The sequence below is a fragment of the Chryseobacterium sp. CBo1 genome (genome assembly GCF_001693475.1).
In the GTDB taxonomy this organism is placed as follows: domain Bacteria; phylum Bacteroidota; class Bacteroidia; order Flavobacteriales; family Weeksellaceae; genus Chryseobacterium; species Chryseobacterium formosense.
Genome location: NZ_MAUH01000032.1, coordinates 1 through 24,571 on the forward strand (window position 1 = coordinate 1; position 24,571 = coordinate 24,571).

Annotated in this window: 24 protein-coding genes; 12 read left to right on the plus strand and 12 right to left on the minus strand. The window is 32.6% G+C overall.

All coding sequences use genetic code 11. The features are described from left to right. Positions 1-71 precede the first annotated feature (71 nt). The 3 genes from BA768_RS21790 to BA768_RS14680 form a co-directional block, all read right to left on the minus strand. Positions 72-332 carry a TIR domain-containing protein gene (locus BA768_RS21790; protein WP_065721373.1) on the minus strand — a complete coding sequence of 87 codons (261 nt, stop codon included), beginning with the start codon at positions 330-332 and terminating at the stop codon, positions 72-74. A 76-nt stretch (positions 333-408) separates the two neighbouring features. Then, positions 409-639 carry a YodC family protein gene (locus BA768_RS14675; RefSeq protein ID WP_065721374.1) on the minus strand — a complete coding sequence of 77 codons (231 nt, stop codon included), beginning with the start codon at positions 637-639 and terminating at the stop codon, positions 409-411. A 238-nt stretch (positions 640-877) separates the two neighbouring features. After that, positions 878-3,508, minus strand: a complete 2,631-nt coding sequence (locus BA768_RS14680; RefSeq protein ID WP_065721375.1) for a P-loop NTPase fold protein — start codon at positions 3,506-3,508, stop codon at positions 878-880. Between the two features lie 378 nt (positions 3,509-3,886). On the opposite strand from BA768_RS14680, the gene BA768_RS14685 reads away from it, so the two are divergent. Both BA768_RS14685 and BA768_RS14690 read left to right on the plus strand, forming a co-directional pair. After that, positions 3,887-4,429 carry an antirestriction protein ArdA gene (locus BA768_RS14685; protein WP_065721376.1) on the plus strand — a complete coding sequence of 181 codons (543 nt, stop codon included), beginning with the start codon at positions 3,887-3,889 and terminating at the stop codon, positions 4,427-4,429. Positions 4,430-4,488: 59 nt separating this feature from the next. Continuing rightward, positions 4,489-5,076, plus strand: coding sequence for a recombinase family protein (locus BA768_RS14690; protein ID WP_065721377.1), 588 nt, complete (start codon positions 4,489-4,491; stop codon positions 5,074-5,076). Between the two features lie 2 nt (positions 5,077-5,078). On the opposite strand, the gene BA768_RS14695 is transcribed toward BA768_RS14690, so the two are convergent. From BA768_RS14695 to ggt, 5 genes are all read right to left on the minus strand, one after another. Beyond that, on the minus strand, positions 5,079-5,783 hold the full coding sequence (locus tag BA768_RS14695) for a Shedu anti-phage system protein SduA domain-containing protein (protein ID WP_165601795.1): 705 nt from the start codon (positions 5,781-5,783) through the stop codon (positions 5,079-5,081). Positions 5,784-5,835: 52 nt separating this feature from the next. Further along, positions 5,836-6,123, minus strand: a complete 288-nt coding sequence (locus tag BA768_RS14700; protein WP_065721379.1) for a hypothetical protein — start codon at positions 6,121-6,123, stop codon at positions 5,836-5,838. Between the two features lie 400 nt (positions 6,124-6,523). Then, entirely contained in the window at positions 6,524-7,069 is a 546-nt protein-coding gene (locus tag BA768_RS14705) for a hypothetical protein (protein WP_123947126.1), read from the minus strand. Positions 7,070-7,152: 83 nt separating this feature from the next. Then, the gene (locus tag BA768_RS14710; protein ID WP_065721381.1) at positions 7,153-8,403 is read right to left on the minus strand and encodes a hypothetical protein; all 1,251 of its coding nucleotides are present in this window, start codon (positions 8,401-8,403) and stop codon (positions 7,153-7,155) included. A 277-nt stretch (positions 8,404-8,680) separates the two neighbouring features. Next, positions 8,681-10,369, minus strand: coding sequence for a gamma-glutamyltransferase (gene ggt / locus BA768_RS14715; protein ID WP_065721382.1), 1,689 nt, complete (start codon positions 10,367-10,369; stop codon positions 8,681-8,683). Between the two features lie 168 nt (positions 10,370-10,537). Between ggt and BA768_RS14720 the strand changes: the two genes are divergently transcribed. The 3 genes from BA768_RS14720 to BA768_RS14730 all read left to right on the plus strand — a co-directional run bounded on the left by BA768_RS14720 (position 10,538) and on the right by BA768_RS14730 (position 15,249). After that, positions 10,538-13,393 carry a TonB-dependent receptor plug domain-containing protein gene (locus BA768_RS14720; RefSeq protein ID WP_065721383.1) on the plus strand — a complete coding sequence of 952 codons (2,856 nt, stop codon included), beginning with the start codon at positions 10,538-10,540 and terminating at the stop codon, positions 13,391-13,393. Between the two features lie 112 nt (positions 13,394-13,505). Continuing rightward, a complete protein-coding gene (locus BA768_RS14725; protein WP_034675513.1) occupies positions 13,506-14,459 on the plus strand; it encodes an NAD-dependent epimerase/dehydratase family protein in 954 nt (317 codons plus the stop codon). A 37-nt stretch (positions 14,460-14,496) separates the two neighbouring features. Continuing rightward, positions 14,497-15,249 carry a polysaccharide deacetylase gene (locus BA768_RS14730; RefSeq protein ID WP_065721384.1) on the plus strand — a complete coding sequence of 251 codons (753 nt, stop codon included), beginning with the start codon at positions 14,497-14,499 and terminating at the stop codon, positions 15,247-15,249. Positions 15,250-15,334: 85 nt separating this feature from the next. Here the strand turns inward: BA768_RS14730 and BA768_RS14735 are convergent, their stop codons facing one another. Both BA768_RS14735 and BA768_RS14740 read right to left on the minus strand, forming a co-directional pair. Then, positions 15,335-16,540, minus strand: coding sequence for a metallophosphoesterase (locus BA768_RS14735; protein WP_065721385.1), 1,206 nt, complete (start codon positions 16,538-16,540; stop codon positions 15,335-15,337). Positions 16,541-16,615: 75 nt separating this feature from the next. Beyond that, positions 16,616-17,683 (minus strand): 3-oxoacyl-ACP synthase III family protein, encoded by a 1,068-nt coding sequence (locus BA768_RS14740; RefSeq protein WP_065721386.1) that lies wholly within the window; start codon positions 17,681-17,683, stop codon positions 16,616-16,618. Between the two features lie 100 nt (positions 17,684-17,783). On the opposite strand from BA768_RS14740, the gene BA768_RS14745 reads away from it, so the two are divergent. The 6 genes from BA768_RS14745 to rny all read left to right on the plus strand — a co-directional run bounded on the left by BA768_RS14745 (position 17,784) and on the right by rny (position 22,391). Further along, positions 17,784-18,353, plus strand: coding sequence for a hypothetical protein (locus tag BA768_RS14745; protein ID WP_034675523.1), 570 nt, complete (start codon positions 17,784-17,786; stop codon positions 18,351-18,353). Between the two features lie 3 nt (positions 18,354-18,356). Further along, positions 18,357-19,088: a bifunctional demethylmenaquinone methyltransferase/2-methoxy-6-polyprenyl-1,4-benzoquinol methylase UbiE gene (gene ubiE / locus BA768_RS14750; protein ID WP_034675525.1), complete on the plus strand. Its 732-nt coding sequence runs from the start codon at positions 18,357-18,359 to the stop codon at positions 19,086-19,088. Between the two features lie 3 nt (positions 19,089-19,091). After that, positions 19,092-19,874: a porin family protein gene (locus tag BA768_RS14755; protein ID WP_065721387.1), complete on the plus strand. Its 783-nt coding sequence runs from the start codon at positions 19,092-19,094 to the stop codon at positions 19,872-19,874. A 135-nt stretch (positions 19,875-20,009) separates the two neighbouring features. Next, positions 20,010-20,312, plus strand: coding sequence for a hypothetical protein (locus tag BA768_RS14760; RefSeq protein ID WP_034675531.1), 303 nt, complete (start codon positions 20,010-20,012; stop codon positions 20,310-20,312). Next, positions 20,312-20,599, plus strand: a complete 288-nt coding sequence (locus BA768_RS14765) for a cell division protein ZapA (RefSeq protein WP_034675534.1) — start codon at positions 20,312-20,314, stop codon at positions 20,597-20,599. Before BA768_RS14760 ends, BA768_RS14765 begins: the two co-directional genes overlap by 1 nt. A gap of 220 nt (positions 20,600-20,819) precedes the next feature. Then, on the plus strand, positions 20,820-22,391 hold the full coding sequence (gene rny, locus BA768_RS14770) for a ribonuclease Y (protein ID WP_034675537.1): 1,572 nt from the start codon (positions 20,820-20,822) through the stop codon (positions 22,389-22,391). A gap of 121 nt (positions 22,392-22,512) precedes the next feature. Here the strand turns inward: rny and BA768_RS14775 are convergent, their stop codons facing one another. After that, positions 22,513-23,385 carry a sugar phosphate isomerase/epimerase family protein gene (locus BA768_RS14775; RefSeq protein ID WP_065721388.1) on the minus strand — a complete coding sequence of 291 codons (873 nt, stop codon included), beginning with the start codon at positions 23,383-23,385 and terminating at the stop codon, positions 22,513-22,515. 4 nt (positions 23,386-23,389) lie between these two features. After that, positions 23,390-23,857 carry an acyl-CoA thioesterase gene (locus tag BA768_RS14780; RefSeq protein ID WP_034675542.1) on the minus strand — a complete coding sequence of 156 codons (468 nt, stop codon included), beginning with the start codon at positions 23,855-23,857 and terminating at the stop codon, positions 23,390-23,392. A 78-nt stretch (positions 23,858-23,935) separates the two neighbouring features. Between BA768_RS14780 and BA768_RS14785 the strand changes: the two genes are divergently transcribed. Further along, positions 23,936-24,289: an arsenate reductase family protein gene (locus tag BA768_RS14785; protein WP_065721389.1), complete on the plus strand. Its 354-nt coding sequence runs from the start codon at positions 23,936-23,938 to the stop codon at positions 24,287-24,289. The last annotated feature ends 282 nt before the right edge of the window (positions 24,290-24,571 follow it).

Sequence of the window (24,571 nt, forward strand, 5' to 3'; positions counted from 1 at the left end):
CAAATAAAATCGGATTCAATCCGAAAAAGAAGACAGTTGTATTTTCAACAGAAATTAATAAATTTATAACCCTAAATACTCCTTAAGGATTTATTCCAAAATGTCCAAGTTAGTTTGAAGACGTACATTGTAACATCATCAGGTTTAAACACAAAAATTGCAAAATCAAAATTATCTAATGCCTTAATTAAACTATCTAGAGATGTTTTGTTCAACTGAAATATACCTTGTGTCCATACAGTGCAGTTTGCGTCATAATTAAGTGATTCTTGGATAGAATATGCAACATCAAGGGATTCCTTAGATGAGCCAATAAATAGTCTTGGTTTCATAATATAGTTAGATACTGAGATACATGTAGATAATTGTTTAAAGAAAAGAATATTAAATTATTCTTTATATTAATAACTAAGAAAAATACTCATCTGCGGTTTTTTCAACTTTTTCTAATTGTGGTTCAGTAAAATCACCACTATGTAATGTCGTATTCACAAACCATTGTGCTCTAACTTTGTTTATTTTGAGATCTTCTCTACCTGAATAAGTGCCCTTTGATGTTGCTATTTCATTAATTGTCATATCAGGACTACCTGATTTTAGTCTTACAATGTCTCCCACTTTAAAATTTGATTGTGCCATAAGATGTATTAGTTTAACTGAAATACAATATTATGAATAAATAACCAAAGTTTTTAAAATTTCATTACATTTACAATGCCTGTTTGTTGTAAACCTTAAAATTTTCATAGGTTATCTGTAATTAGATGGCTTCTCCATGTATAAATAAAAGAAGATTAAAATTAATCTCTTCAAGTATTAAACTAGTTGTTAATGTCTTTTCTTGTATCTCTAACAATTAGTAAATTTTCTAGCATTTTTATTTATTTTTGTCATTTTGCTTTTTAATTCTTTCTAATTTCTGTTTTATGGGTTGATAAGTGAAATTAAAATCAATGAATTTTGATTCAACCTGAAACTCTTTTATAAAAATTAAAAACTCTGCAATAAACTCTGAACGAAATTCGGAAAGTTTCTCTTTTAATCTTTCTGATTCAAGATATTCTATAAAATCTTGAACTGAAATAAATAAATCAATAGGAGAATATTTTGAAATTGCAATTTTATAAGAATCTTCATTTTCACCATAGTAATCTTGAGGAGTAACAATATTAACTAAAAAATTGTCTAAAAATTTTGGTATAATCTCATACAGTAGTTTTTCCTTGATAGGTTCAATAATTCTTGTAAATCCACTATATGAATTCGAGTCTTTCTTTTTCCAATCTTTAATAAAACATAATCTGTAACAATCCCAAAAAACGGAATCAACTGATTCTATTTTTTTACAATTGATATTAAAACAAAAAATTAGATATTCAATAATTTCATCCTTAGTGAATGGCATTGTTAAGGAATTACTTGTACCATGATAATCATACACTGACTTTAAATAATTAGGTTCAAAATCATAATATTCTTTTTCACGATAAAATATTGATTTTATAAATGTTTTTAACTCCTCTTCATTTGTGAAATTGAACTTTGATACAATTTTATTATTGTAATTATTTATAGTATTGTAAAGAAAATCATGGTCTATACCGAAGTAGCCCTTTCTTCCATCAGCCTCTAAATTTGCAATGTAAAAAAGTGTTTTTAGAAAATTTTGATATTGCGCTTTTGATGAAAGGTCTTCAAAGACATTAAGTTTATAAATAAATAACATTAATGCTAATATCTTATCATCAGATTTAGCTTTATCAACAATTTCTGTCATTTTTGAAAAATCAGAAGTAATAAAGATTAAAAACTCTGCGTACAAAAAATCAGAACTATCAATTTCATCGTTGAAATATTTGTAATAATTTTGACCGTATGCTAAAGATAGTGATTTAGTAGTTTTATTGCCAAAAGTATCTCTAAAAATTCTATCACAGATGATTCCAATAGAGTCAATTTCAAAGTTGTTGTATATTCCAATTTTTTCTATTGCTTCTTTTAATACTGAATTATTAAAGTTTTTTCCTATTGAAAAAGGTAAGCTGTTTTTATCTTTATCTTTTTCTTTCAACTTATGACTATTGTATTTTTCATTCCTATCATAGGCTTCATCACCTTTTTTATCAACAAATTGCTGTTTGTCAAATAGCAACCTATAAACGTCATAATATGAGAATTTTAAGAGTTTGATTAACATAAAATCTTTCAAATCAATTTCATTCTCTATTCCTTCTATACTTATTCGAAGTTCATTTAAGTATCTCTTAGCATTTCTTATATTCTTAATGGAGCTAAAAATATTTCCTTGATAGTAATCTAAGTGTATATTGATGTCAGAAAAGGCTTCATTTATATCGTCATGCTTTGTTGGCAGAAATTCTATAAATCTTACTTTAATGTATTTATTGATGTCTTTTTGTGTTATTGGAGCTAATGGAAACTCTTTCAAAAATATTTTTTCACAATATTTTTCAGGATTTGGGATTTGATTATTTCTAAGTGCTTCATTAATATATTCTTTATCATATCCTACAATGTAGTTGAAAACATCAAAGGATGCAGTGTTTCGTATTAATTTTAGTACTTCAAACACCTCATTAGGCTGTAGTCTGTCAAGGTCATCAAAAAAAACAATAACCTTTTTATTCAATCTATTTAAAAGATGATTTAGATTATCAAAATCGTCCGAAAGACTATTTTCGGGCATTAAATTAATTGCATTTAGAAGAGTTTCAGTAGTGGTATTTTTGTTTACTGATAAAACGTTACTTGCGTACTTTTTAAGTTCTTTAGAAATATCCAAACTGTGAGGCGCAATTTCTTTTTCAACGGTATTAAAAAAGTCTTGAATAATTGATTTAACTGAAATATTAAGCCAACTATTAAACTGCACGATTATAAATCTTTTGTCTTCCTTTAAATTTTCTTCAATTAAATTCATAAATGAAGACTTTCCATCACCCCATTTACCCACAATTCCAATAGCAATTGAACTTTTAGATTTGTTATTTTTCACCAATCTGGCAATTTGAATTGCTTTCGTTTTCCTTCCTAAAATATCATTATCACTATTGATAATAGGGTTATCATCATAAAATTTATCATTTTGATAATTATTAGTTGGCCTTGGTAATGCAAGTATTAAACTAATAGGAATTAAACAAATGATATATACAATATCAAAATATTTTAGAGTTTCAAAATGTTTAAAGGGAATTAATGAATCACAATAATTTACTCTAATTATTGTATAAGCAATGATGCCAATAACTGGATAAATCAATTTTTCAGATTTTACAAAAAATCCTTTTTTTATTTTCGATATAATCCAAACTACAGAGAAGATAACAAGCAATATAATAATGCCATCCATCAATACTGAATTGTCTGCTTTTACCAAAAATTTATCAACAATAAATTCTTGATAGTTTGAAATTATAAAATGGTTAAAGGCTACGAAAAAAAATAATAAAATGATTAAAGTTTTATGCTTTTCAATATACTTCATCTGATGCTTTTTACAAATATATTTATAAATCTCAACAATATCTATCAATAGAGAAGGTATCTAAACAAAAGTACCCACCGTAGGGCAAGTTTTTGGTAGTACCCCCACCTGCTGAAAGTCGGACAGAAGTTTTCGGGAGGTGTAAGAACCTCAACACTTTTTTTTGAATATTTTTAGACTGTAACCCAAAGTTAGAACAGGTTTCAAGAAATTTTTTACGTGTTAAAAATATTATTGCTGTTTCATTTAAAAGTATGCTAATTTTAGAACATTTGGCACAATTTTCGACTAATAAAAGCAACAAAAAAACCCCGTCAATATTGGAACTATTGAGCGGGGATGTTTAAAATTTTAACGTGTAATTAAAACTTATCTACAATGACAAAGTTACAAAATTGTTTGGAGGACTTCCAAATCTATGTCGGTACTTATGGCAAGTACAATTCAGGAAGCATTTACGGAGAATGGCTTCAATTATCAAACTATTCAAATTATGACGAGCTTTTAGAAGCTATGCGGGAACTACACCAAGACGAGCAAGAACCCGAATTTATGTTTCAGGACTATGAATGTAGTCAGTTCTTTATCAAACAAAAGCTAGTCAGTGAAAGCCATCTTTCAGCAGATATTTACGAAATAGCCGAACAAATTAATAATTCGGATTATGATTTTGAGATTGTAGAAGCCTATGCAGAGTGCATGAGCTACTATCATAAGGACGTGCAAGACCTTTTAGATAGTCTTTCAGATTCTTATTTCGGACAGTATAATTCAGATGAGGATTTTGCACAGGAGATTTTAGAACAGGACGGCTCAATTCCTGAAAACCTGCCTTCTTACATTTACATTGATTGGGAAGCAACCGCAAGGGATTTAATGTATAGCTACATGACCTCAAACGGATATTATTTCAGAAACTAATTACAATATTAATCTTTGCACCTTGCTTAATTGCGAGGTGCTTTATAACAATTTAAAGTATGAAAGCACGATATATTAGAGTCAGTACAGGAGCGCAGAACACCGCAAGACAAGAAGAGAAACAAGCGCAGGGAGAAAGAATATTTATTGATGTTGTTAGCGGTTCTACACCCTTTAAGGATAGAGAACAGGGAAAAGAACTAATAAAAGCAATTGAAGATAATGAGATTAATTACGTTTCGGTAAGTTCTATTGACAGGCTCGGAAGAAACCTGTATGACATTCTTACGACTCTGGAATTTTTCAAAGAAAAGGGCGTTATTCTCAAAGTAGATAATCTCGGAATCGAAAGTCTGATTAAGGGGAAAGAGAATCAAGCATTTAAACTTATTATTTCTGTTATGGCTAACATAGCCGAAATGGAACGAGAAACCATTTTAGAACGTCAACGAGAGGGTATTGCAATTGCAAAGGCTAAAGGTATCTACAAAGGTCGTGAGAAAGGCTCTACTGAAAGTATTGAAGACTTTCTATTCAAGTATAAAGAGGTGATTAAGAACTTAAAGAAAGGAAATTCTATCAGAGATACTGCTAAAATTTGCTCGGTAAGCATCGGAACTGTTCAGAAAGTGAAAAATAATATGTAATGTTAATATGAGTTATATTTTCTCATTTTTAATAGCTGTTCATAATGATGACTGTAAAAATGAAAAGTTGAGATTTTTTGATTATTACAAAACTTTTTCCAAGAGGAATCGGTTGTAGCTTTAAAAAAAGGATTGGCTAATTCATATCCATAAAACTCATGTGCTTCGCTTTCCAACCAAGCCGTTGGATAAAATTCCCGTCTTTTCAATGTATCAGTCAAATAGTCGAATGACCTTATTTCTGCTCCAATTTCTTCGGCTATTTGATTTCTTTTTTCAATATCATATTGATTAGATAATCTTCTACCAATTATAATTTTAAATTTGAAATGAGTTGGATTAGATATTTTTTTATTTATAGTTGGTAGATGTTTTCCCATCCAATTTCTATTATCCATTAGCCATCTTTTCCAATCTCTAATCTGTTGAGTTGCCCTATTAAATTCTGCTGTCATCAATCCTTTATTTGTAAATAATTTAGCTGATGGTTGCTTGATTTCAATAAGTTCAAACATATTTCCATTGCTGAAACCATCTGTTAAGGTTATGAAATCAGTTTCTAATTCGCTTCCAAACTTCAATTTAGAAATCACTAAATGACAATTATGATTGCTTAGAAAGATTCCAGCGTTATCAGCTAAATATCTTTGATAATGATTTTCTAATAAATTTTGTGAAAGAATATTTTCCCATTCCTTTAATTTCAAGGACTTAAATTCTTTCTTGTACCAATCAGTATGATTAAGATATTTCAAGTTATTAGTATGATTTTAGAATTTCAATTACTTCTTCGTAAAGGTCAAGTATGATAGATTTAGTCTCAGCATTAATTAGATTTCCAGTACTAATATCATAAGGTTCACGCAAACCTGCTAAAATTAACTGTATTTCTTTAAAACGTTCTCCATAATTCTTATCTTTAGATTTAACGAGTCCTTCAATAATAACAGAGATTTTATTCAACAAGTATCTATTATATTGATTATTACGAGAAGCTTCCAAATCTCGAATATTAGATTGGATAATTTGAGGTTTTAAAATTGGCATAAAATAATGTATAAACCCAAATATAAAAATATTTTTTATAGAGTTTAATTTAATGTGGAAAGAAACAAGGATAGACCACTCAAAGAAAATATAATTCTCACTATCGACAAATCTAAAAGTAAGGCAAAAAGGAGCTATTTATACTAATTGAGGTGTTGGTCTCTCTTTATTATTTATATATCTAAAATGGTACTTTATTTAATTACTTGTTGATTTTTCAAAATATTAAAATTCCACAATTTTTAGCTATATGGGTAATCAATGAAAAAGAGCCTGATTTATGGAATTGTAGTAGTCTGGCTCTTAAAATATCTATATGAATATTTTTGTATTAATGATTGTATTGAGTTTTTTAAATTGTATATTTAAATCTTTTTTTAAATCATTGAAAAACAGGTAATTATTTTCTTTTTGGTTTTTCACTAGAAATCCCTACTCCTGTTTTAGTATAGTAATTATCAATGTCATCTCTATATGAAACTATATTTATTTTATCTTCTGTAGTTTCGGGATGGAGAGGTAATTTTCCTTCGAAAAAGAACCCCAATATATCAATTTCATCCTGAAATTCTATATCATTTCTTTCATACAGATTAATTCTATGGTGAATGTACTCAACAAAATCCTCTTCAGAGTTTATTAAATCTCTAAAAACCATTAAATCGTAGAGAGAAACAATCCATGTCCATTTATAATCAGAGCTTAATACACCATTTTCAATTAAATATTTGAGATTTACAGCAATACTTGCAAAATGTTCAAACATTACAGATATTTTGATGATTTCTTTTTTCTTTGTTTTGTCAATAACTAAAGTCTTTCGGCTATTTTCTTCCACATAAGTAAAAATTGGATTTTGAGTTTCCTCAATATATTTTTCAGCTCTATAACATTGAAAAGTACCTGCGTTAATAGTTTCTCGTAATCTATCTTTCAATCCTTTCAAAGCCCCTCTTTTATGTTTTGAATTGAGTTCACCTGCTTTAACCTCAATAATATAGATATGATTTTCTCCTACACCTAAAATGTCTAATTCTGTAGCTTTTTCATTTCCATTTTATGAATAATTTTATAATCCAATGAATGATAAAATTTCACTTTAGGCAGAAAACTTTCAAAAACTTCTTTAGTTTTCTTTTCTATATAATTATCTTTAGAATTTTGATTTGTATTATTTTTAAAATTTTGCTCAAAATAAATTGAATCTGCTTTTTCCAAAAGATTTGTTGTTATTTCGAAAATATTTCTGAAAGCTAAACTTGTAGAAAAGGAATAATATTTATCTTGAATATTTACAAGAGGTTGAGTTTTTATTGTTGTATCACCAAGAGGAAATCCACCGAATTTTCCTATTAAAAAATCTTTATTATCGTTAAATTTTTGGGAAAGTAATTCGAAAATTTTGCCTTCCTTAGATGTTTGAGGAAGAACCCAAAACAATCTATCATAACTTCTAACATCATCTAAGTCTACACCAATTACGTTTAGTAAATGTTTACCATCTGTTAAATCAGGATTATCTTCTAAAAATTGTGTCATGAAGTGCTTTCCTTTTCTCATGTCTTCCTTTATAGCTTCTTCCCCTTTATTCTCATCCCATTCAACAAATCTTTTATGAGCAATGGAGCTTCCAAATGGATTTCCTATTTTTGAAACTACTAATTCATCTAATTTTTTTACGACATTAAAAATATCCTGCGAGTCAAAACCGTAGAATTTCTGTAAAAAATCATCAAATGGTTCAAATATTTCTTTGTAAACTTCTACTATATGTTGTTCATAGCCATTACCTCGCACATGAAGATTATCCTCCATTGTAGTAAATTTTAATAGATGATCAAACACATTACCATCCTTTGGTAATTCAGATGTCATTTCATAAAACCCTACATTTAACTTAATCTTTGACAATTGTGCTATTATTTCATTAATGTTATCGAGGGTTGGTATTGTATCATTTTTATTTTCACTTGCGAGGCTAATATTCATAGCATATTCAAGAAGTACTTCAATTTCTTCATCACGCTTTATTTTGTCTGACTCTTCAACATCATTTCCCATTGCTTCAAAAATTTCCATTGATTGGTTGAAGAGATTAGGGCTAGCTTGAAGGAGTTTTGCTCCTAATCCTCCTAAAACATATAATTTGTTGTATTTATTTATAAGGTCAGTTACTATTTCAATTTCATTTTTTATCCATTCAAAATATTTATCTCTATCTTCTTTTGCTTTTTCAAAAGCGTATTTCCAAGCTTCTAAATCAATTTTAAAGTTTTCCATTTCAGTACTTGATTATTGTTATCATTGCTAAAGTTATCAATAAATATGTCGCTGTCATATATAAAATTGTATATTTACATCTGAATTCTTTTATAGGGTTTGAAATTTGAATGTCGGTAAAATGTTGGAATTTTTGCAAACAAAAAAATCGCAACCTACCACTAATAGGGAAGTTCTGTTTTTAAAAGGCGGTGCTGAAAGCACCGCCGAAAAATGATTCCTTACACAAACCTCATAGGTTTTTAAAACCTATGAGGTTTAGAATAAATATAGGAAATTATTCCACCGCAACAGAATCATCACCACGACCATCCGCAACTGCGTGAATGTTTCCATTTTCATCAATCAGAATCATTTCTGTTCTTCCGATCTGATTTCTTTTTTCACTTTTATAGCTTAATTTTTCTAATTCATTAATTGTAGTTTCTGGGAAATTTTTTTCAAAAGCTACCGTTTCAGGAAGCCATTGATGATGAAATTTTGGAGAATTTACAGCAGTGTTTGCATTCAGTTTAAAATCGATCACATTAACGATAGATTGATAAACAGAGGTCGGAATCGTAGTTCCACCTGGAGTTCCGACAACCATATAAGGTTTGTTATTTTTCAAAACAATTGTTGGAGTCATCGAAGAAAGCATCCTTTTATTAGGCTGAATAGAATTCGCTTCTCCGCCTACAGCTCCGAACATATTGGGTACGCCGGGTTTTATAGAAAAATCGTCCATTTCATTATTTAAGAAAAATCCGGCTCCGGAAACAACAACTTTACTTCCATATAAACCGTTTAGTGTTGTAGTGACTGATGCAGTATTTCCGTCTTTATCAATTACAGAAATGTGGGTGGTTTCGGTTGATTCTTTGGGCTGTTTAATGATTTTCCCGACTTCTGAACTTGGCGTTGCCTTATTGAAACTAAAACTTTTCCATCTGTTTTTTAAATATTCATCAGAAATCAGATAAGAAGTTTTATCGGTGATAAAATCAGGATCGCCCATGTATTCTGCTCTGTCCGCATAAGCTCTTCGCTCAGCTTCCACCATTATCTGAACTGCATTGGCTGAATTCTGCTGATATTTTTCCAAATTTTCATAGCCGGACATTGTGAGCATTTGGGCTAATAAAATTCCACCGCTTGAAGGCAATGGCATTGAAACTACATCATTTCCTTTATACTCAAATTCTAAAGCTTTTCTTTCGGCAACTTTGTAGTTTTTTAAATCTTCCAATGTGATGATGCCGTTCCCTCTTTTCATTTCAGAAACCAATAAATCGGCAGTTTTGCCCTCATAAAATCCTTTCAAACCCAATTTCTGAATCAATTTTAAAGTTTCACCTAAATCTTTTTGAATCAGAAGATCCCCAGATTTCCAGAAAGTATTTTTGACGAAAGCAATCGAAAATTGATTATGCTTAAGAAAATATTCTTTGTTTGAATTTAATAAATTGGCTTCCTGTTCTGTTACTGCAAATCCTTTTTCGGCTAAATCTATTGCAGGCTGAATCAGTTGATCCATTGAAAGTTTACAATGTTTTAATGTGGCAAAAAAACCGGCAACACTTCCCGGAATTCCTACTGCTAATCTTCCGTTTTGGGAAAGATCAATGTTTGCTTTTCCGTTTTTATCAATATACATATCGTGAGTTGCTTTGTATGGGGCAGTTTCACGATAATCGAGGGTGAATTTTTCACCGTTATTTTTTACACCGACTAAAAATCCGCCACCACCAATATTTCCGGCTTGGGGATAAACGACGGCAAGTGCATATTGAGTAGCAACAATAGCGTCATACGCATTTCCACCCATTCTGAGAACTTTTGCCCCTGCTTCACTGGCAAGTGGATGTGCTGAAACCACAACACCCTTATTTTTCACCTTCACTTCTTTTACAATATTGAATGAGGTAAATTGAGAGGAGTAAATGTTATATGTTGCAAGAATAGCAATTATCAGTATTTTTTTCATAATTATAAATAGGATTGTTTAAATATTTAAAAATTATATAATTTTTAATATTATGTTAATTAAATTGAATTATTGATAATTATTTCAACATTTTGCTTATTGATTTTGTGATTAATTGAATTTTTATTGTTATGTTTGAAAACTTAAATATAACGCAAAAACATAAATATGAAGAAAAATTATCAGAAAATTATTTCTATAGGTGTCTTGTTTTTTATTTCTGCAGGTCTACATGCGCAAAACACAGATTCTTTAAAAATAAAAACAGTAGAAGAAGTAAGAATAACAGTTGGTTCTAGAAATAAAAACCGAGTTGCTACCGACACTCCCGTTCCTGTAGATGTCATCAATATAAGCTCGCAATCCGTATTGAGTCCGCAGACTGATCTTACGCAGATCTTAAATTATGCAGCACCTTCATTTACCTCAAACTCCACTACCGTCGCAGATGGAACAGATCATATAGATCCTGCACAGCTCAGAGGTTTAGGTCCGGATCAGGTACTTGTATTGTTAAATGGAAAAAGAAGACACACTTCTTCATTGGTTAATATTAATGGTTCACCTGGAAGAGGCTCAGTAGGAACAGATCTTAATGCAATTCTTGCTTTTGCTATTGAAAGACTCGAGGTTTTGCGAGATGGTGCTTCAGCTCAATATAGTTCTGATGCCATTGCCGGAGTGATCAATGTTATCATGAAAAGAAATACAAAGAATTTAACGGCGGCGATTACAGCAGGAGCTTTCAATTCCAGTGGTTCGAATGATCATTCCGGAGGTTGGGATGTAGGTAAATATCAGCTCGATCTTAACTATGGTACTAATTTAGGAAACAATGGTTTTATCAACTTTACTGGTAGCTTACTGAATCGGGACGATACAGGAAGAGCAAGAGCAACAACTTCAAATATTTTTAATGCTTACAATGCGATTGAACAGCGTGCTTTAAATGATGGCGTAAATATCTCTTCACTTTTTGGCAATATCAATAATACGCCCAATTCTACCCAGATTTTAGATTATATCAAACAATATTCTCAGGGAGTTTCTTATTTCACTACACAACAGTTTAACCAGATTCAGAATGCCAATACCATTTCTGCGATGCAGACCGCATTGAATTTTGATGTTACCAATAATGAATTGGCATATAGAGGATTAACCAGAGATGATTTTAATATGAGAGTTGGGCAATCAAAACTTACGAGTGGTCAGTTGTTTGTAAATTCTGAATTTGAAATTTCATCGGGAGTAAGAGGGTACGCTTTTGGAGGATATTCTTACAGAAATGGAAACGCAGCAGGCTTTTACAGATTTCCGAATCAGAACAGAACTTCTACGTCTATTTACCCTAATGGTTTTTTACCTGAGATTTCTTCAAATGTTATTGATGTTTCTTTTGCAGCTGGTTTTAAAGGCAAATTAGGAAAAGTGAGCTATGATATAAGCAATACTTTTGGAAGAAATACTTTCGATTATACCATTGAAAACACAGCGAATGCAAGTTTACCATATCCAAGCAAAACAAGTTTCGATGCAGGAGGTCTTGGTTTCTCACAAAATACGATCAATGCAGATTTTGATACTAAATTCGATTGGCTGAAAGGTTTTAATCTTGCTTTTGGTGGTGAAGCCAGGTTTGAGAATTTTAAAATTAATAGTGGTGAAGAAGCTTCATGGGCACTTTATGACATTAATGGCAATGTACAGAATTCTTCTACACCCACTTCTTTAAAACCTACTGATTTTTATGGAAATGCAAGACCAGGAGGTTCTCAGGTATTCCCCGGATTTAGACCTGAGAACGCTTTAAGTAAAGGAAGGAATTCTGTAGCGCTTTATGTAGATACGGAATTAGATATCACCGATAAATGGCTCGTAAGTGGGGCTTTACGTTATGAAAATTATTCAGATTTTGGTTCTACTTTTAATTATAAGCTGGCTACCCGTTATAAAATCACTGATAATATAAATTTCAGGGCAGCTCATTCTACAGGATTCAGAGCACCATCTTTGCAGCAGATGTATTTTAATTCAACTTCTACTCAGTTTGTTGGCGGAGTTCCTTTTGAGGTGGGTACATTTTCTAATGATTCTAAAGCTGCGCAGATCTTGGGAATTCCACAATTAAAGCAAGAAGAATCGAAGAGTTATTCTGCAGGTTTTACCGCTAAATTTCCGGCAGCAAAGCTTAGTGTAACTTTAGATGGTTATTATGTAAGAGTGAATGATAGAGTGGTTCTTACCGATCAATTTTCAAGACCAACAGGAATTCAAGCAGATGGTACACCTCTTAGAAATCTGCAGTTGGCTTTTGATGCGGCAAATGCTACTGCAGCAACATTCTTTGCTAATGCCATCGACACTCAAACTAAAGGAATTGAAGGAGTGGTTTCTCACAAAGCTCGTATCGGTAAAGTAGGATTAAATTCGGATTTTGCTGTTACAGTTTCCAAAACAAACAGAGTGGGAGATATTCATGGATCTGATGTTTTGGTTAATGCTGGGCAGGTCAACAGATATTATTCTGAAGCGAGCCGAGTGTATGTTGAAGAAGCTATTCCAAGATTTAAAGCATCTTTGAATAATTCAGTAGAAATAAATAAACTGAGCTTTCTTGTAAGAAATGTATTTTTCGGAAAAGTAACAGATCCGAATACAGTAGATGTAAACGGAGACGGAATCGTTCAGGCTCAGGTAATCAACGGGCAAGCAGTAGAAACTGAACATCCGGTTTGGGGTGGAAAAGTTATCACAGATTTATCTGTAGGATACAATTTTTCAAAATCATTTAAACTTACCATAGGCGCAAATAATTTATTTGATATTTATCCGGATCAGAATTTCGGTCCGGTTACCGCTAAAAGAGCTACAGGAGTAGATGGTAACGGAAATGTGGTTTATTCCGGAACTCCGTCAACCATTGATTTATCAAATGCCAATCAGTTTGTTTATTCCCGAAATGTTTCTCAGTTTGGGATGAATGGAAGGTTTCTTTTTGCAAGAATTAATGTGAGTTTCTAAATATTATTCAAATGTATTTAAAAAAAGGTGTGTTTTTGCGCACCTTTTTTATTTTTGGTTAGTTTGATTTTTTTACTTTTGCGAAATCTAATATGAGTAAAAGAAACCTACTATGGAAAAAATATTGATTACGGGAGCTTTAGGGCAAATCGGTACCGAGCTTACAAACAGGCTTGTTGAGATTCACGGTGCAGATAATGTGGTAGCTTCGGGTCTTGACAGATGGCAAAAAGGAATTACCTCTGCAGGACATTATGAAAGAATGGACGTTACCAATACACAGCTTGTAAGACAGGTGATCAAAGATTATGAGATCACCACGGTGTATCACCTGGCTTCCCTTTTATCGGGGACATCAGAAAAGCAGCCGATTTTTGCATGGAAATTAAACCTTGAGCCACTTCTTCATTTTTGTGAACTGGCAAAAGAAGGTTTGCTAAAAAAGATTTTCTGGCCAAGTTCGATCGCGGTTTTCGGAAAAGGAATTCCGAAACATGATGTTGGACAGGATGTTGTTTTAAATCCTACAACCGTTTATGGAATTTCTAAAATGGCTGGTGAAAAATGGTGCGAATATTATTTTGATAAATACGGAGTCGATGTAAGAAGCATCCGTTATCCGGGTCTGATTTCATGGAAAACTCCTGCAGGTGGCGGAACAACCGATTATGCCGTTGAAATTTTTTATGAAGCGATTGAAGAAGGAAAATATACAAGTTTTATTTCTGAAAATACAGGAATGCCGATGTTGTATATGGATGATGCGATCAATGCCACATTGAAATTAATGGAAGCTCCGAAAGAAAGTCTCACAGTTCGCTCATCTTATAATTTAGGCGGAATGTCATTCACTCCGAAAGAGCTGGCTGCAGAAATCAAAAAAGAAATCCCTGGATTTGAAATAGATTACAAACCCGATTTCAGACAGGCAATTGCAGATTCATGGCCGGCTTCAATTGATGATTCTGTAGCGAAAAAAGACTGGGGACTATCATATGATTTCGGAATTTCTGAAATGTCTAAAGATATGATCAAAAACCTTAAAGTGAAATTGAACAAAAATTAAATTATTATTTTTAAAATATAATCTAAAATAATCCTGAATGATATTGTTGACTTTTAACATCCTGAATATTGAAGCCGAAACCAAAAACGGCACAAATAGCTCTGATGAAGAAAGATTGAAAATTACTGAAAGTAATACCAAAGCAATTCTCAGGATTTTAGATATTCACGATACAAAAGCAAGTTTTTTTGTGGAAGTTTCCATTGCAGGAAAACTTCAGAATTTATTAAAAGCAATTTCTGCTCAAGGGCACGAAATTGCTTTTTACAATAAAGACTCCAGTCTTGCAAGAATAGAAGAAGTAAAGAAATCTACTCAGGATTTTCTTGAAAAGCAGATCAAAGGAATCCGTCAGAAAAATCTGCAGTTTTCTTTAGAAGAATTAAAATCAATTGGTTTTAATTATATTTCGAACATCGATAATGCCAATATTCTTTTTCCGTTTAAAAGATTAAAAAGAAGTTCCGAGATCATCGAAGATAGTGGTGTAAGCATTGTTCCCGAAAGTATTTCTCCTTACAGCCAGCTTCCTTATAACGATTTTGTTTTTCAGGTTTTGCCGATGCAATATTATCAGAATATGGTTTTTGAAACTTTAAAAAAAGATGATTTTGTATTGGTTTATCTTGATTCCTGGCAATTTACCGACATTTATAAATATCAGTTTAAAATTCCTTTCTACAGAAGCTATAATTTAGGCAAGAAGATGGAAGATAAACTGGAAGCTTTTCTTTCGTGGATTAATGAGAAAGAATTGGCTACTTCGAGGATGAAAGATTACATATTCTAATTCCGCATTCCAAATTCTGGATTCAAGATTGAAAATTGTAATCATAACTACTCTCAATCTTGAATCTTGAATGAGAAATTTTGAATTACGAAAGCTCGAGAAGTGTAATTTCTGGCAAAACGCCAACTCTTCCGGGATAACCTAAAACTCCGAAACCACGGTTCACGTACAATAATTTTTCTTCACTTTCATATAAATCAGCCCATTTTGGATATTTATATTGTACAGGCGACCATTTTACATTTTTTAAATCTAAACCAAACTGCATTCCGTGGGTGTGACCTGAAAGCGTTAAAGAAATATTGGCAGGATGTTTTTTTACCACGTAATCAAAATGTGTAGGATCGTGGCTCATTAAAATTTTAGCTGCATTTTGCGGAACGTTTTCTAAAGCTTTGTCGATTTGGCCAAATTGAGGGAAAGGTTTCAATCCCCAGTTTTCTACGCCTAAAATGTATAATTTTTCACCGTCTTTTTCGATAATTCGGTGTTCGTTTCGCATCATATCAAAACCTGCCTGTTTTTGATAATCAATCAGCGTATCAAGATTTTGTTTCTTTTCGTCTAAAGATTTCCAGGTTACATAATCGCCATAATCATGATTTCCCAAGACGGATAATTTACCGTCTTTCGCAGTGATTTTAGAAAACAACGGAATGAAAGGTTTGAATTCATCAGCGACATTATTCACCATATCTCCCGTAAATAAAACCAGATCAGGTTTTTGTTCGTTAATTAAATCAATGGCATGAGCCAGTTTATTCGGATCATCAAAACTTCCGCTGTGAACGTCTGAAATCTGAATGATTTTATATCCTTTAAAGCTTTTGGGTAGATTCGCAATTTTTACTTTTACTTTTCTTACTTTATGTCTGTATTTTCCGAAAGTGATTCCATCGATAAACAAACCCGAAAGAACTCCGCCTAAACCTAATCCTACAAGACTTAAAAATTTGCGCCTTTCCGGGAAAAAGTTTTCTGATGATCTTGTAAATCCTACAGCGTAGCTTCCGAGTCTGAAAATATCATCAATCAAAAGAAATAAAACGACAAATATTTTCGGAAGAATAAATACGAGAAGTAAAATACTGATCAGATGAGGTTTGTGCGCATCTCTGTCACCTCTCTGGAAAGTAAGGATTTCGTAGGCAAACAATCCGTAAATTCCAAGATAAAGAATGCAATATCCAAGTTTGATCCAAAAATTATCGGTCAGTGTTCTTATTGCCTGATAAATGTAGATTTCCATCAAAAGGAAAATTCCGGCAATAATTAAAAAATTTCTCTGCATAACTGAATTTTATAAAAAAGCACAAAAGAAAATTTCCTTTGTGCTTCAATATCTTTATTTAAATTACTTGAATTTTTAAGGAAATTTATAAACGATAGCATTAATGTTCATTCCGGCACCAACCGAAGTCATCACAATGTTACCTTTATCTTTAAACGAATGACCATTCATTTTTCCTTTAATTATTAAATCAAACATGGTAGGAATGGTTGCTACGGAAGAATTTCCGAAATCCTGAATCGTCATTGGAGAAATAGCGTGATCATAATCTTTGATATCGTAAAGCTTGTGAAGTCTCTCGATCATCGCATAATCCATTTTAGCATTTGCCTGGTGAATTAAAATTTTGTCGATATCTTCAATAGATAATCCTGCATCATCAATGGTTTCTTTAATGGCTACAGGAACATTTTTAAGAGCATATTCATAGATTTTTCTACCCAACATTCTTACGTATAGACGTTTCTGGTCTGCTTCTTTGTTAATAGAAGGTCCGTTTGCAAGATAATTCAGCTCAATACCGTTATCACAAATGGTGTTGTGAGCAATAATTCCTACATTTTCCTGCTCTGTAGCTTTTACAACTACTGCTCCGGCTCCGTCAGCGAAAATCATCCTGTTTCTGTCATGCGGATCGGTTACTCTACTCAACGTTTCAGCTCCGATCACCAAAATTGTTTTAGCAACTTTAGCTTTAATTAAATTATCAGCCAAGATCATTGCTTCAACCCATCCCGGACAACCGAAAAGCATATCGTAAGTGATACATTTTCTGTTTTGGATACCCAGTTTATTTTTTACACGTGCAGCCATGGTCGGCATAAAATCAGCATAACCGTTTACGGTAACTTCCCCGAAATTACTTGCATAGATAATATAATCAAGCTCTTCCTGGTCTATGTTTGCGTCTGCAATTGCAATTTTTGCAGCTTCAAAACCGATTTGTGAGTTTGAAAGATCTTCGTCTATAAATCTTCTGTTTTCTATTTCTGTAATTTCTACAAATTTTGCAATAGTTTCTTCTACAGGTTTATCAATCTTCACCCCGTCTTCTGAATAAAACTCTGAATCTAAGAAAAAATCTCTTCCAATAACTCTGTTCGGAAGGTAAGATCCGGAACCAATAATGATTGTATTCGGCATTCGTTTGTATAATTTTTTAAAGATGCAAAGTTAATAATTAATATTAATAAGAAAGAATTAAAAATATTATTAAATTTGCAAAAATTGTTTCTGTCAATCTATGAAAAACAATCCGTCATTAAAGGGCTTACTTGTTGCAGCTGTGGTGTTTGTGGGAGCCTTTGGTATATACAACTTTTTTCTTGCTAAGAAAAACTATTATCTGGTAGATAATCCTACGCCCAATACGTATTATTATAAAATAAATAATGGTGCAGAAGGTATTGTTTCGGCAGGTCAGTTTGTGAAAGTAGATTTAAAAAAAGGGAAAAACTCCATAAAAGTTTTCGATCAGAATAAGAAAATGCTGTATGATTCTGCATTTGAAGTAAATAAGATTCGGGGTCTTATTAATATTGCGCACAAAGATTATTATATCAATGATCAATATTATGGGTACAATCTTAAAAAAGATTCATTACTTTTGGCGTTGGATAAAACCAAGATAGACGGAAAAGACTATTACGGCGGACCAAAACATTTTAATAAGCTCTATACAGATGATTTTTATTATAATGTAGATGAAGATTATGATCAGCTGATCAAGAATATCCAGAAGGTAGAATCAAGATCAAAGATTTTTCGAAAGCAGGATTACCTAAATTATTATAAAGAATATTACAAGTTTTAAGTTTTGACAAAAGATATCAACCAAGTAACGCCCTACAACTCTGAATCTAGCAAAAAGAGTCAGGTAGAGGATATGTTCGACAACATTGCGCCTAAATATGATTTATTAAACCATGTGCTGTCTATGAAAATAGATGTTCTCTGGAGAAATAAATTGGTGAAGTGGATGAATTATGATAATCCTAAAGAAACGCTGGATGTGGCTACAGGAACCGGAGATTTAGCCATTGCTGTTGAAAAAGGAACAGGTGCAAAGGTCGTTGGATTAGATTTATCGCAACAAATGTTAAATGTTGGCGTTATTAAAATAAAAAAACTTAATTTAGACGGCAAAATTTCCATGCAAAAGGGCGATGCAGAAAATTTACCTTTCGAGGACAATAGATTTGATGCAGTTTCCGTTGCTTTTGGAGTGAGAAATTTTGAGAATCTGAATAAAGGTTTATCAGAACTGAGAAGAGTAGTGAAAGAAAACAAGAGCGTTTATATTCTTGAGTTTTCGAAAGTAGAAGGATTTTTAGGGCCATTTTATATGTTTTATTTTAAAAATATATTACCGGCAATCGGTAGGTTGGTTTCTAAAGATAACAGGGCGTATACTTATCTTCCCGATTCTGTAAATGCTTTTCCGTTTGGAGAAAAAATGAGACAAATTCTTTTAGATACAGGATTTAAAAAAGTAGAATACAAAAAATTAAGTTTAGGTATAGCCACAATTTATAAAGCAACAAAATAACCTATGAATAAATTTCTATTAAAAGCTCTGGTTTTAGCCTCAGTAAGTTTTGCAACAGTTGCAAATGCTCAATTTAGAACCCGTAACAGGATGGACAGGTTGGAAGACTTTGACCAGAAAAAAATCAGTTGGGGTTTTTATTTAAATGGAAATATGATTGACTATAAAATTGTGCTAGATCCTCGATACGGAATGTATGAAAATCATAATCTTGTATCTTCAAAGGAAAGTACGAGTTTCGGAGCGGGTCTTATTGCTAAATTCAGATTGAATGATTATTTGGATGTAAGAGTAGAGCCGGGGTTACAGTTTGCACAAAGACAATTGACATTTAATACCGATACCAATGCACAATATCAGGATGGAAGCTTAACAAATCCTCCATTTGCGCCTATTGCATTAACAGAGAAAGACAGAGTAAGAGAAATAAAATCTACTTTGGTAGATATACCTGTTCTTTTAGAACTACATGGAGAAAGATGGTATAACTCAAGACCATATGTTGCAGCGGGTGTAAATTATATCGTGAATTTGCAGTCTAATTCTGATTCTGCAGATGATAACTTACAGCAGACTTTCAGATCTACAACGCACAACTTTGCATGGTCTGCAGAAATGGGTATTCAGTTTTACTTTAATAAATTTAAGCTGACTCCAGCAATCAGAGGTACTTTCTTTATGAATAATGAAATGGTTTCTGATAATGCAGCAACGCCGCCTTATTGGTCTGCAGCAGTTTCAACATTACAGACAAGAGCCATCATGTTTGTATTGAAATTTGAATAATATAATATAAAATTAATATAAGAAGGAGGTGCTTGGCATCTCCTTTTTCGTTTTTGTCAAAATATAAAGATTTTTATTTTTGTTAGTACTAATATTTTCCTATTTTTGCTAATAGTTAGAATATCACAACCTGAAATGCTTCAAGAATTAGAAAATAATTTTTCAGAATTAGAAAAAAAGATTACCAGCTTACACAAAAGCTACCAAAATCTTTCTGAAAAATATTCGGAATTAAATACAGAGCATAGTGAATTGAAGATGAAATATGATGCAGAGAGAAAAAAAAATCAGGTATTAGCAGAAGAACAGAAAAATATAAAGCTTTATTCAGCAATATCAGGGAACCCTGAACACAACAGACTCATGAAAAACCATATCAACAGATTGGTAAAAGAAGTAGACTTTTGTATTGCACAGCTTCAAAACAGTGGATTATAATGGAGGTAAGGAGAATAACCATCAACATTGCAGGAAGAGTATATCCGCTGAATGTACCCGCGGCAGAAGAGGAAACGCTGCGTAAAGTGGGGAAGCAGATTGAAAATATGATTAAAGATTTTGAACAGAACTTTGATGTAAGAGATAAACAGGATGCTTTGGCAATGTGCGCCCTTAAACTGGGAACCAATGCAGAAGTAGTTTCTCTTAATCATGAAAAAAATATAAAATCGGCCACCGAAAGATTAGTGAAAATTAATCAGACGCTGAATGATATGGAAAAATAAAAAATTTTTCAAAAAACCTGCCCACAGTAATTCTAACACATTAAAGGTAAACTCAACGCTAAACAATTACCGAACAAATGTCTATTGAATGGCGAGCCGGATCTCCGGATTACAGACAGTAGAAATCAGTTCAAATCGTGTTGATTAGGAGTTTACTCTCAATCCCTGAATTACTGTGGGCTTTTTTATTTTATAACAAGACAATTAAAACTCAATATATATGACAACAACCGCTATTATTATAGGCGTTATTTGCTTAGTAATCGGTGCAGTAGCAGGGATGTTTTTCTCTAAAAGCTCCCTCAATACCAAGGCGAAATTTATTATAGATGATGCAAAGAAAAATGCAGATAATTTACTTGAAAAAGCCACAGTACAGGCAGAATCGATAAAAAAAGAAAAAAACCTTCAGGCAAAAGAAAAATTTCTTGAACTAAAATCTCAACATGATGCAGATATTCAGTCGAGAGAGAAGAAAATGCAGGAAGCTGAAAAAAGAATTAAAGATAAGGAAAATAAGCTGAATGACGAGCTTAGCAAAACCGGAAAATTAGAAAAAGATTTAGACAAACAGATCGCTGATTATGCCAAGAAAAACGAAATTCTTGAGAAAAAACAACAGGATCTTGATTCAGCAACTGCCAAAAAGGTAGAAATGCTTGAAAAAATCGCAAATTATACTGCAGAAGAAGCAAAAGCTGAATTGGTAGAAACCATGAGAGCTGAAGCGAAAACAAGAGCTCAGGCGCACGTTCAAAGCATCATGGAAGAGGCTCAGCTGAATGCAAAAAGCGAAGCCAGAAAAATCGTTATCCAAACGATCCAGAGAATCGGTACAGAGCAGGCAATCGAAAATTCGGTTTCTGTTTTCAATATCGAATCTGATGAAGTAAAAGGTAGAATCATCGGTAGAGAAGGTAGAAATATTCGTGCTTTGGAAGCGATTACTGGTGTAGAAATCATCGTTGACGATACGCCGGAAGCTATTCTTCTTTCATGTTTCGATCCGGTAAGAAGAGAAATCGCAAGGTTATCACTTCACAGATTGGTAACAGATGGTAGAATTCACCCTGCAAGAATCGAAGAAGTTGTAGAAAAAACAAGAAAACAAATTGAGGAAGAAATCATTGAAGTAGGTAAAAGAACGATCATTGATTTGGGAATTCACGGATTACACCCTGAATTGGTGAAAATCGTGGGTAGAATGAAATACCGTTCATCTTACGGACAAAACCTTTTACAGCACTCAAGAGAAGTGGCAAATATTGCTGCAACAATGGCTGCTGAATTGGGATTAAATGTAAAACTTGCGAAAAGAGCTGGTTTATTACACGATATCGGTAAAGTTCCTGAGCAGGAATCTGAACTTCCACACGCTCTTTTAGGGATGCAGTGGGCTGAAAAATACGGTGAAAATGCAGAAGTGATCAATGCCATCGGAGCTCACCACGACGAAGTGGAAATGACCTCTTTATTGTCTCCGATTATTCAGGTTGCCGATGCGATTTCTGGGGCGAGACCAGGAGCAAGAAGGCAGGTATTAGAATCTTATATTCAAAGATTAAAGGATCTTGAAGCTGCTGCTTTAAGTTTTGATGGAGTTTCGTCAGCTTATGCGATTCAGGCTGGAAGAGAACTGAGAGTAATGGTAGAAAGTGGAAAAGTGAATGACGAAATGTCTTCTCAGCTTTCTTACGACATTTCCGAAAAAATTCAAAATGAATTAACCTATCCCGGACAGGTAAAAGTTACTGTAATCAGAGAAACAAGAACAGTAAATATCGCAAGATAATACGTTTTTTAAATACATACGAAAACCCTTTCAAGCAATTGAAAGGGTTTTTATTTGAGGTTAAATTAGAGTTCCGAAGGGACGTTTTATTAAAGGATAGGATGAGAATCCTATCAAATAATTAATTATAGAAGAAAAACCTATTCTCTTTAATATATTTTGTACTCATCGAAATACTCTCAAAAATATCTTTATCACTCGAATCCTGCTCCACAAACCAATGTTCTAATCCTGCTTTTTCTTTGGCTTCAAAAATTCTTTTAAAATCAATTGTTCCGTTTCCGATTTCTGTGAAATCTTTTGTGTCAGCTTTCATATCTTTTACATGCCACAAAGGGAATCGTTTCGGATACTTGTCGAAATAATCCAAAGGATCTAAGCCTGCTTTTGAAATCCAGTATAGGTCGAGTTCCATTTTTACCAGATCGGAAGATGTGTTTTTTAAAATGAAATCATAGAAATTATTTTCTTCATCCATTTTCAGAAATTCAAAATCATGGTTGTGGTAGGCTAACTGAATTTCGTTTTGTTTTGAAAGTTTTCCGGCATTTTCTAAAACCTCCGGAAGTTTTTGGTAGTTCTCAATGGTTCTTTCAGCTTCCGGCAAATAAGAGCAAACTGCGTATTTTGAACCAATAAAATTCAGATCTTCCAAGGTTTTATCCCAGTTTTGAAGAAGTGTTCCGTTTTCTTTATCGGTAATTCCTGTTCTGTGATGAGAGCTGATTACCTTTAAACCTGTATTTTTAAGAATAGATTTAAATTCAGCCCTATTTTTTCCGAAGAAAGTTCCGTTGTAACCGTAAATCTCCAGATTTTCGAAACCTAAATTAGCAAGTCTTTCAAATGTTTTTTCTAAATCTTTTGAAACAGCATTCCGAACGGTGTACAATTGTATCGCCAGATTTTTTGACGAATGATTTGCTACGGAAGCTCCACAAGAAATTCCAAGAAATCCTAATGATGAAAGTGCTAAAAACTCTTTACGCTTCATAAGATTAAAGAAAGGGTTTCATTTCGTCTTCGATCTGCGTTCTAAGTTCCATCAGACGTTTTGCGTATTGTTCCTGCTGTTTTTCCTCTTCAGTTTCAGGAATCCATTTGGGAACCGGAAGTTTTTTTCCGTTTTCGTCAACAGCTACAAATACGATGATACAGTGTGTTTTTTTATCAAATTGAGGCTGTTTTAAGTTTCTCGAAAAAACATTAATGGAAATGTGCATACTCGAAGAACCGGTGTAAATAACCTGCGCTTCAACCTTTACAATTTCACCTATTTTTATAGGCTCATAAAAACGAATTCCGCCTACATAAACGGTTACCGAATAATTTCCGCTCCAGGTTGTTGCACAGGCGTAACCGGCCTGATCGATCCACTTCATCACACTTCCACCATGTACATTTCCGCCATAATTAACGTCTGAAGGTTCAGAAATAAACTGAAAAGTAATAGGCTTATTGTCCATTTTTTTAATTTTTACTAAAGGTATTTAATAATTTTTGAAATTTTAAATTTTGCCTTATTTTTGGGATAAATTTAATTTATGAAGAAAGTTTTTCATCTTAATACCTGCGATACTTGCAGAAAAATTTTAGCACAGTTTGATTTATCAGACTGGGAGTTGAGAGAAATCAAAAAAGAGCCGATTACAAAAGAAGAGCTGGAAGAAATGCATAAGCAAACCAAGTCATACGAAGATTTGTTTAGCAAAAAATCGACTCAGATTAAGTTGAGAGGATTGGATTTGAAATCATTGGGAGAAAAGGATTTTAAAGAACTTATTCTGGATCATTATACGTTTTTAAAGCGTCCGGTTTTTATCACGGATAAAGAAATTTTTGTTGGAAATGATAAAAAAAATGTGGAAGCTTTGAAAATGTTCTTTGGAGTGGAGTAGTTTTGCCACGAATTCACGAATTTTAATATCTTTTTGAATAAGTTCAAACCTCACAGGTTTTTATGAGATCAATTAGTAAAATAACTCAATAAATTTTACTGTCAATTTAGAAACAAAGTATTATTGTATTGACTAAAACCTAGCCCCGATGTTCTATGTTAATCTGCAAATTGTTTATGTTAAAATTTTACAGTTTTTCAGATAGTCTTGTTGATAAGCTATTTTGTTTTTTACCACACCAAAACAAATTCTTAAAAGCTTGTTACAAACAGCTATCAATGC

Coding starts and splice junctions, on each gene's coding strand:
- BA768_RS14760 (WP_034675531.1), top strand. CDS start 20,010: ATGCTTCAAGAATTAGAAAATAATTTTTCAGAATTAGAAAAAAAGATT.
- BA768_RS14785 (WP_065721389.1), top strand. CDS start 23,936: ATGAAGAAAGTTTTTCATCTTAATACCTGCGATACTTGCAGAAAAATT.
- BA768_RS14765 (WP_034675534.1), top strand. CDS start 20,312: ATGGAGGTAAGGAGAATAACCATCAACATTGCAGGAAGAGTATATCCG.
- BA768_RS14735 (WP_065721385.1), bottom strand. CDS start 16,540: ATGCAGAGAAATTTTTTAATTATTGCCGGAATTTTCCTTTTGATGGAA.
- BA768_RS14745 (WP_034675523.1), top strand. CDS start 17,784: ATGAAAAACAATCCGTCATTAAAGGGCTTACTTGTTGCAGCTGTGGTG.
- BA768_RS14755 (WP_065721387.1), top strand. CDS start 19,092: ATGAATAAATTTCTATTAAAAGCTCTGGTTTTAGCCTCAGTAAGTTTT.
- BA768_RS14710 (WP_065721381.1), bottom strand. CDS start 8,403: ATGGAAAACTTTAAAATTGATTTAGAAGCTTGGAAATACGCTTTTGAA.
- BA768_RS14685 (WP_065721376.1), top strand. CDS start 3,887: ATGACAAAGTTACAAAATTGTTTGGAGGACTTCCAAATCTATGTCGGT.
- BA768_RS14725 (WP_034675513.1), top strand. CDS start 13,506: ATGGAAAAAATATTGATTACGGGAGCTTTAGGGCAAATCGGTACCGAG.
- BA768_RS14680 (WP_065721375.1), bottom strand. CDS start 3,508: ATGAAGTATATTGAAAAGCATAAAACTTTAATCATTTTATTATTTTTT.
- ggt (WP_065721382.1), bottom strand. CDS start 10,369: ATGAAAAAAATACTGATAATTGCTATTCTTGCAACATATAACATTTAC.
- BA768_RS14740 (WP_065721386.1), bottom strand. CDS start 17,683: ATGCCGAATACAATCATTATTGGTTCCGGATCTTACCTTCCGAACAGA.
- BA768_RS14720 (WP_065721383.1), top strand. CDS start 10,538: ATGAAGAAAAATTATCAGAAAATTATTTCTATAGGTGTCTTGTTTTTT.
- BA768_RS14675 (WP_065721374.1), bottom strand. CDS start 639: ATGGCACAATCAAATTTTAAAGTGGGAGACATTGTAAGACTAAAATCA.
- BA768_RS14780 (WP_034675542.1), bottom strand. CDS start 23,857: ATGGACAATAAGCCTATTACTTTTCAGTTTATTTCTGAACCTTCAGAC.
- BA768_RS14730 (WP_065721384.1), top strand. CDS start 14,497: ATGATATTGTTGACTTTTAACATCCTGAATATTGAAGCCGAAACCAAA.
- rny (WP_034675537.1), top strand. CDS start 20,820: ATGACAACAACCGCTATTATTATAGGCGTTATTTGCTTAGTAATCGGT.
- BA768_RS21790 (WP_065721373.1), bottom strand. CDS start 332: ATGAAACCAAGACTATTTATTGGCTCATCTAAGGAATCCCTTGATGTT.
- BA768_RS14775 (WP_065721388.1), bottom strand. CDS start 23,385: ATGAAGCGTAAAGAGTTTTTAGCACTTTCATCATTAGGATTTCTTGGA.
- BA768_RS14690 (WP_065721377.1), top strand. CDS start 4,489: ATGAAAGCACGATATATTAGAGTCAGTACAGGAGCGCAGAACACCGCA.
- BA768_RS14700 (WP_065721379.1), bottom strand. CDS start 6,123: ATGCCAATTTTAAAACCTCAAATTATCCAATCTAATATTCGAGATTTG.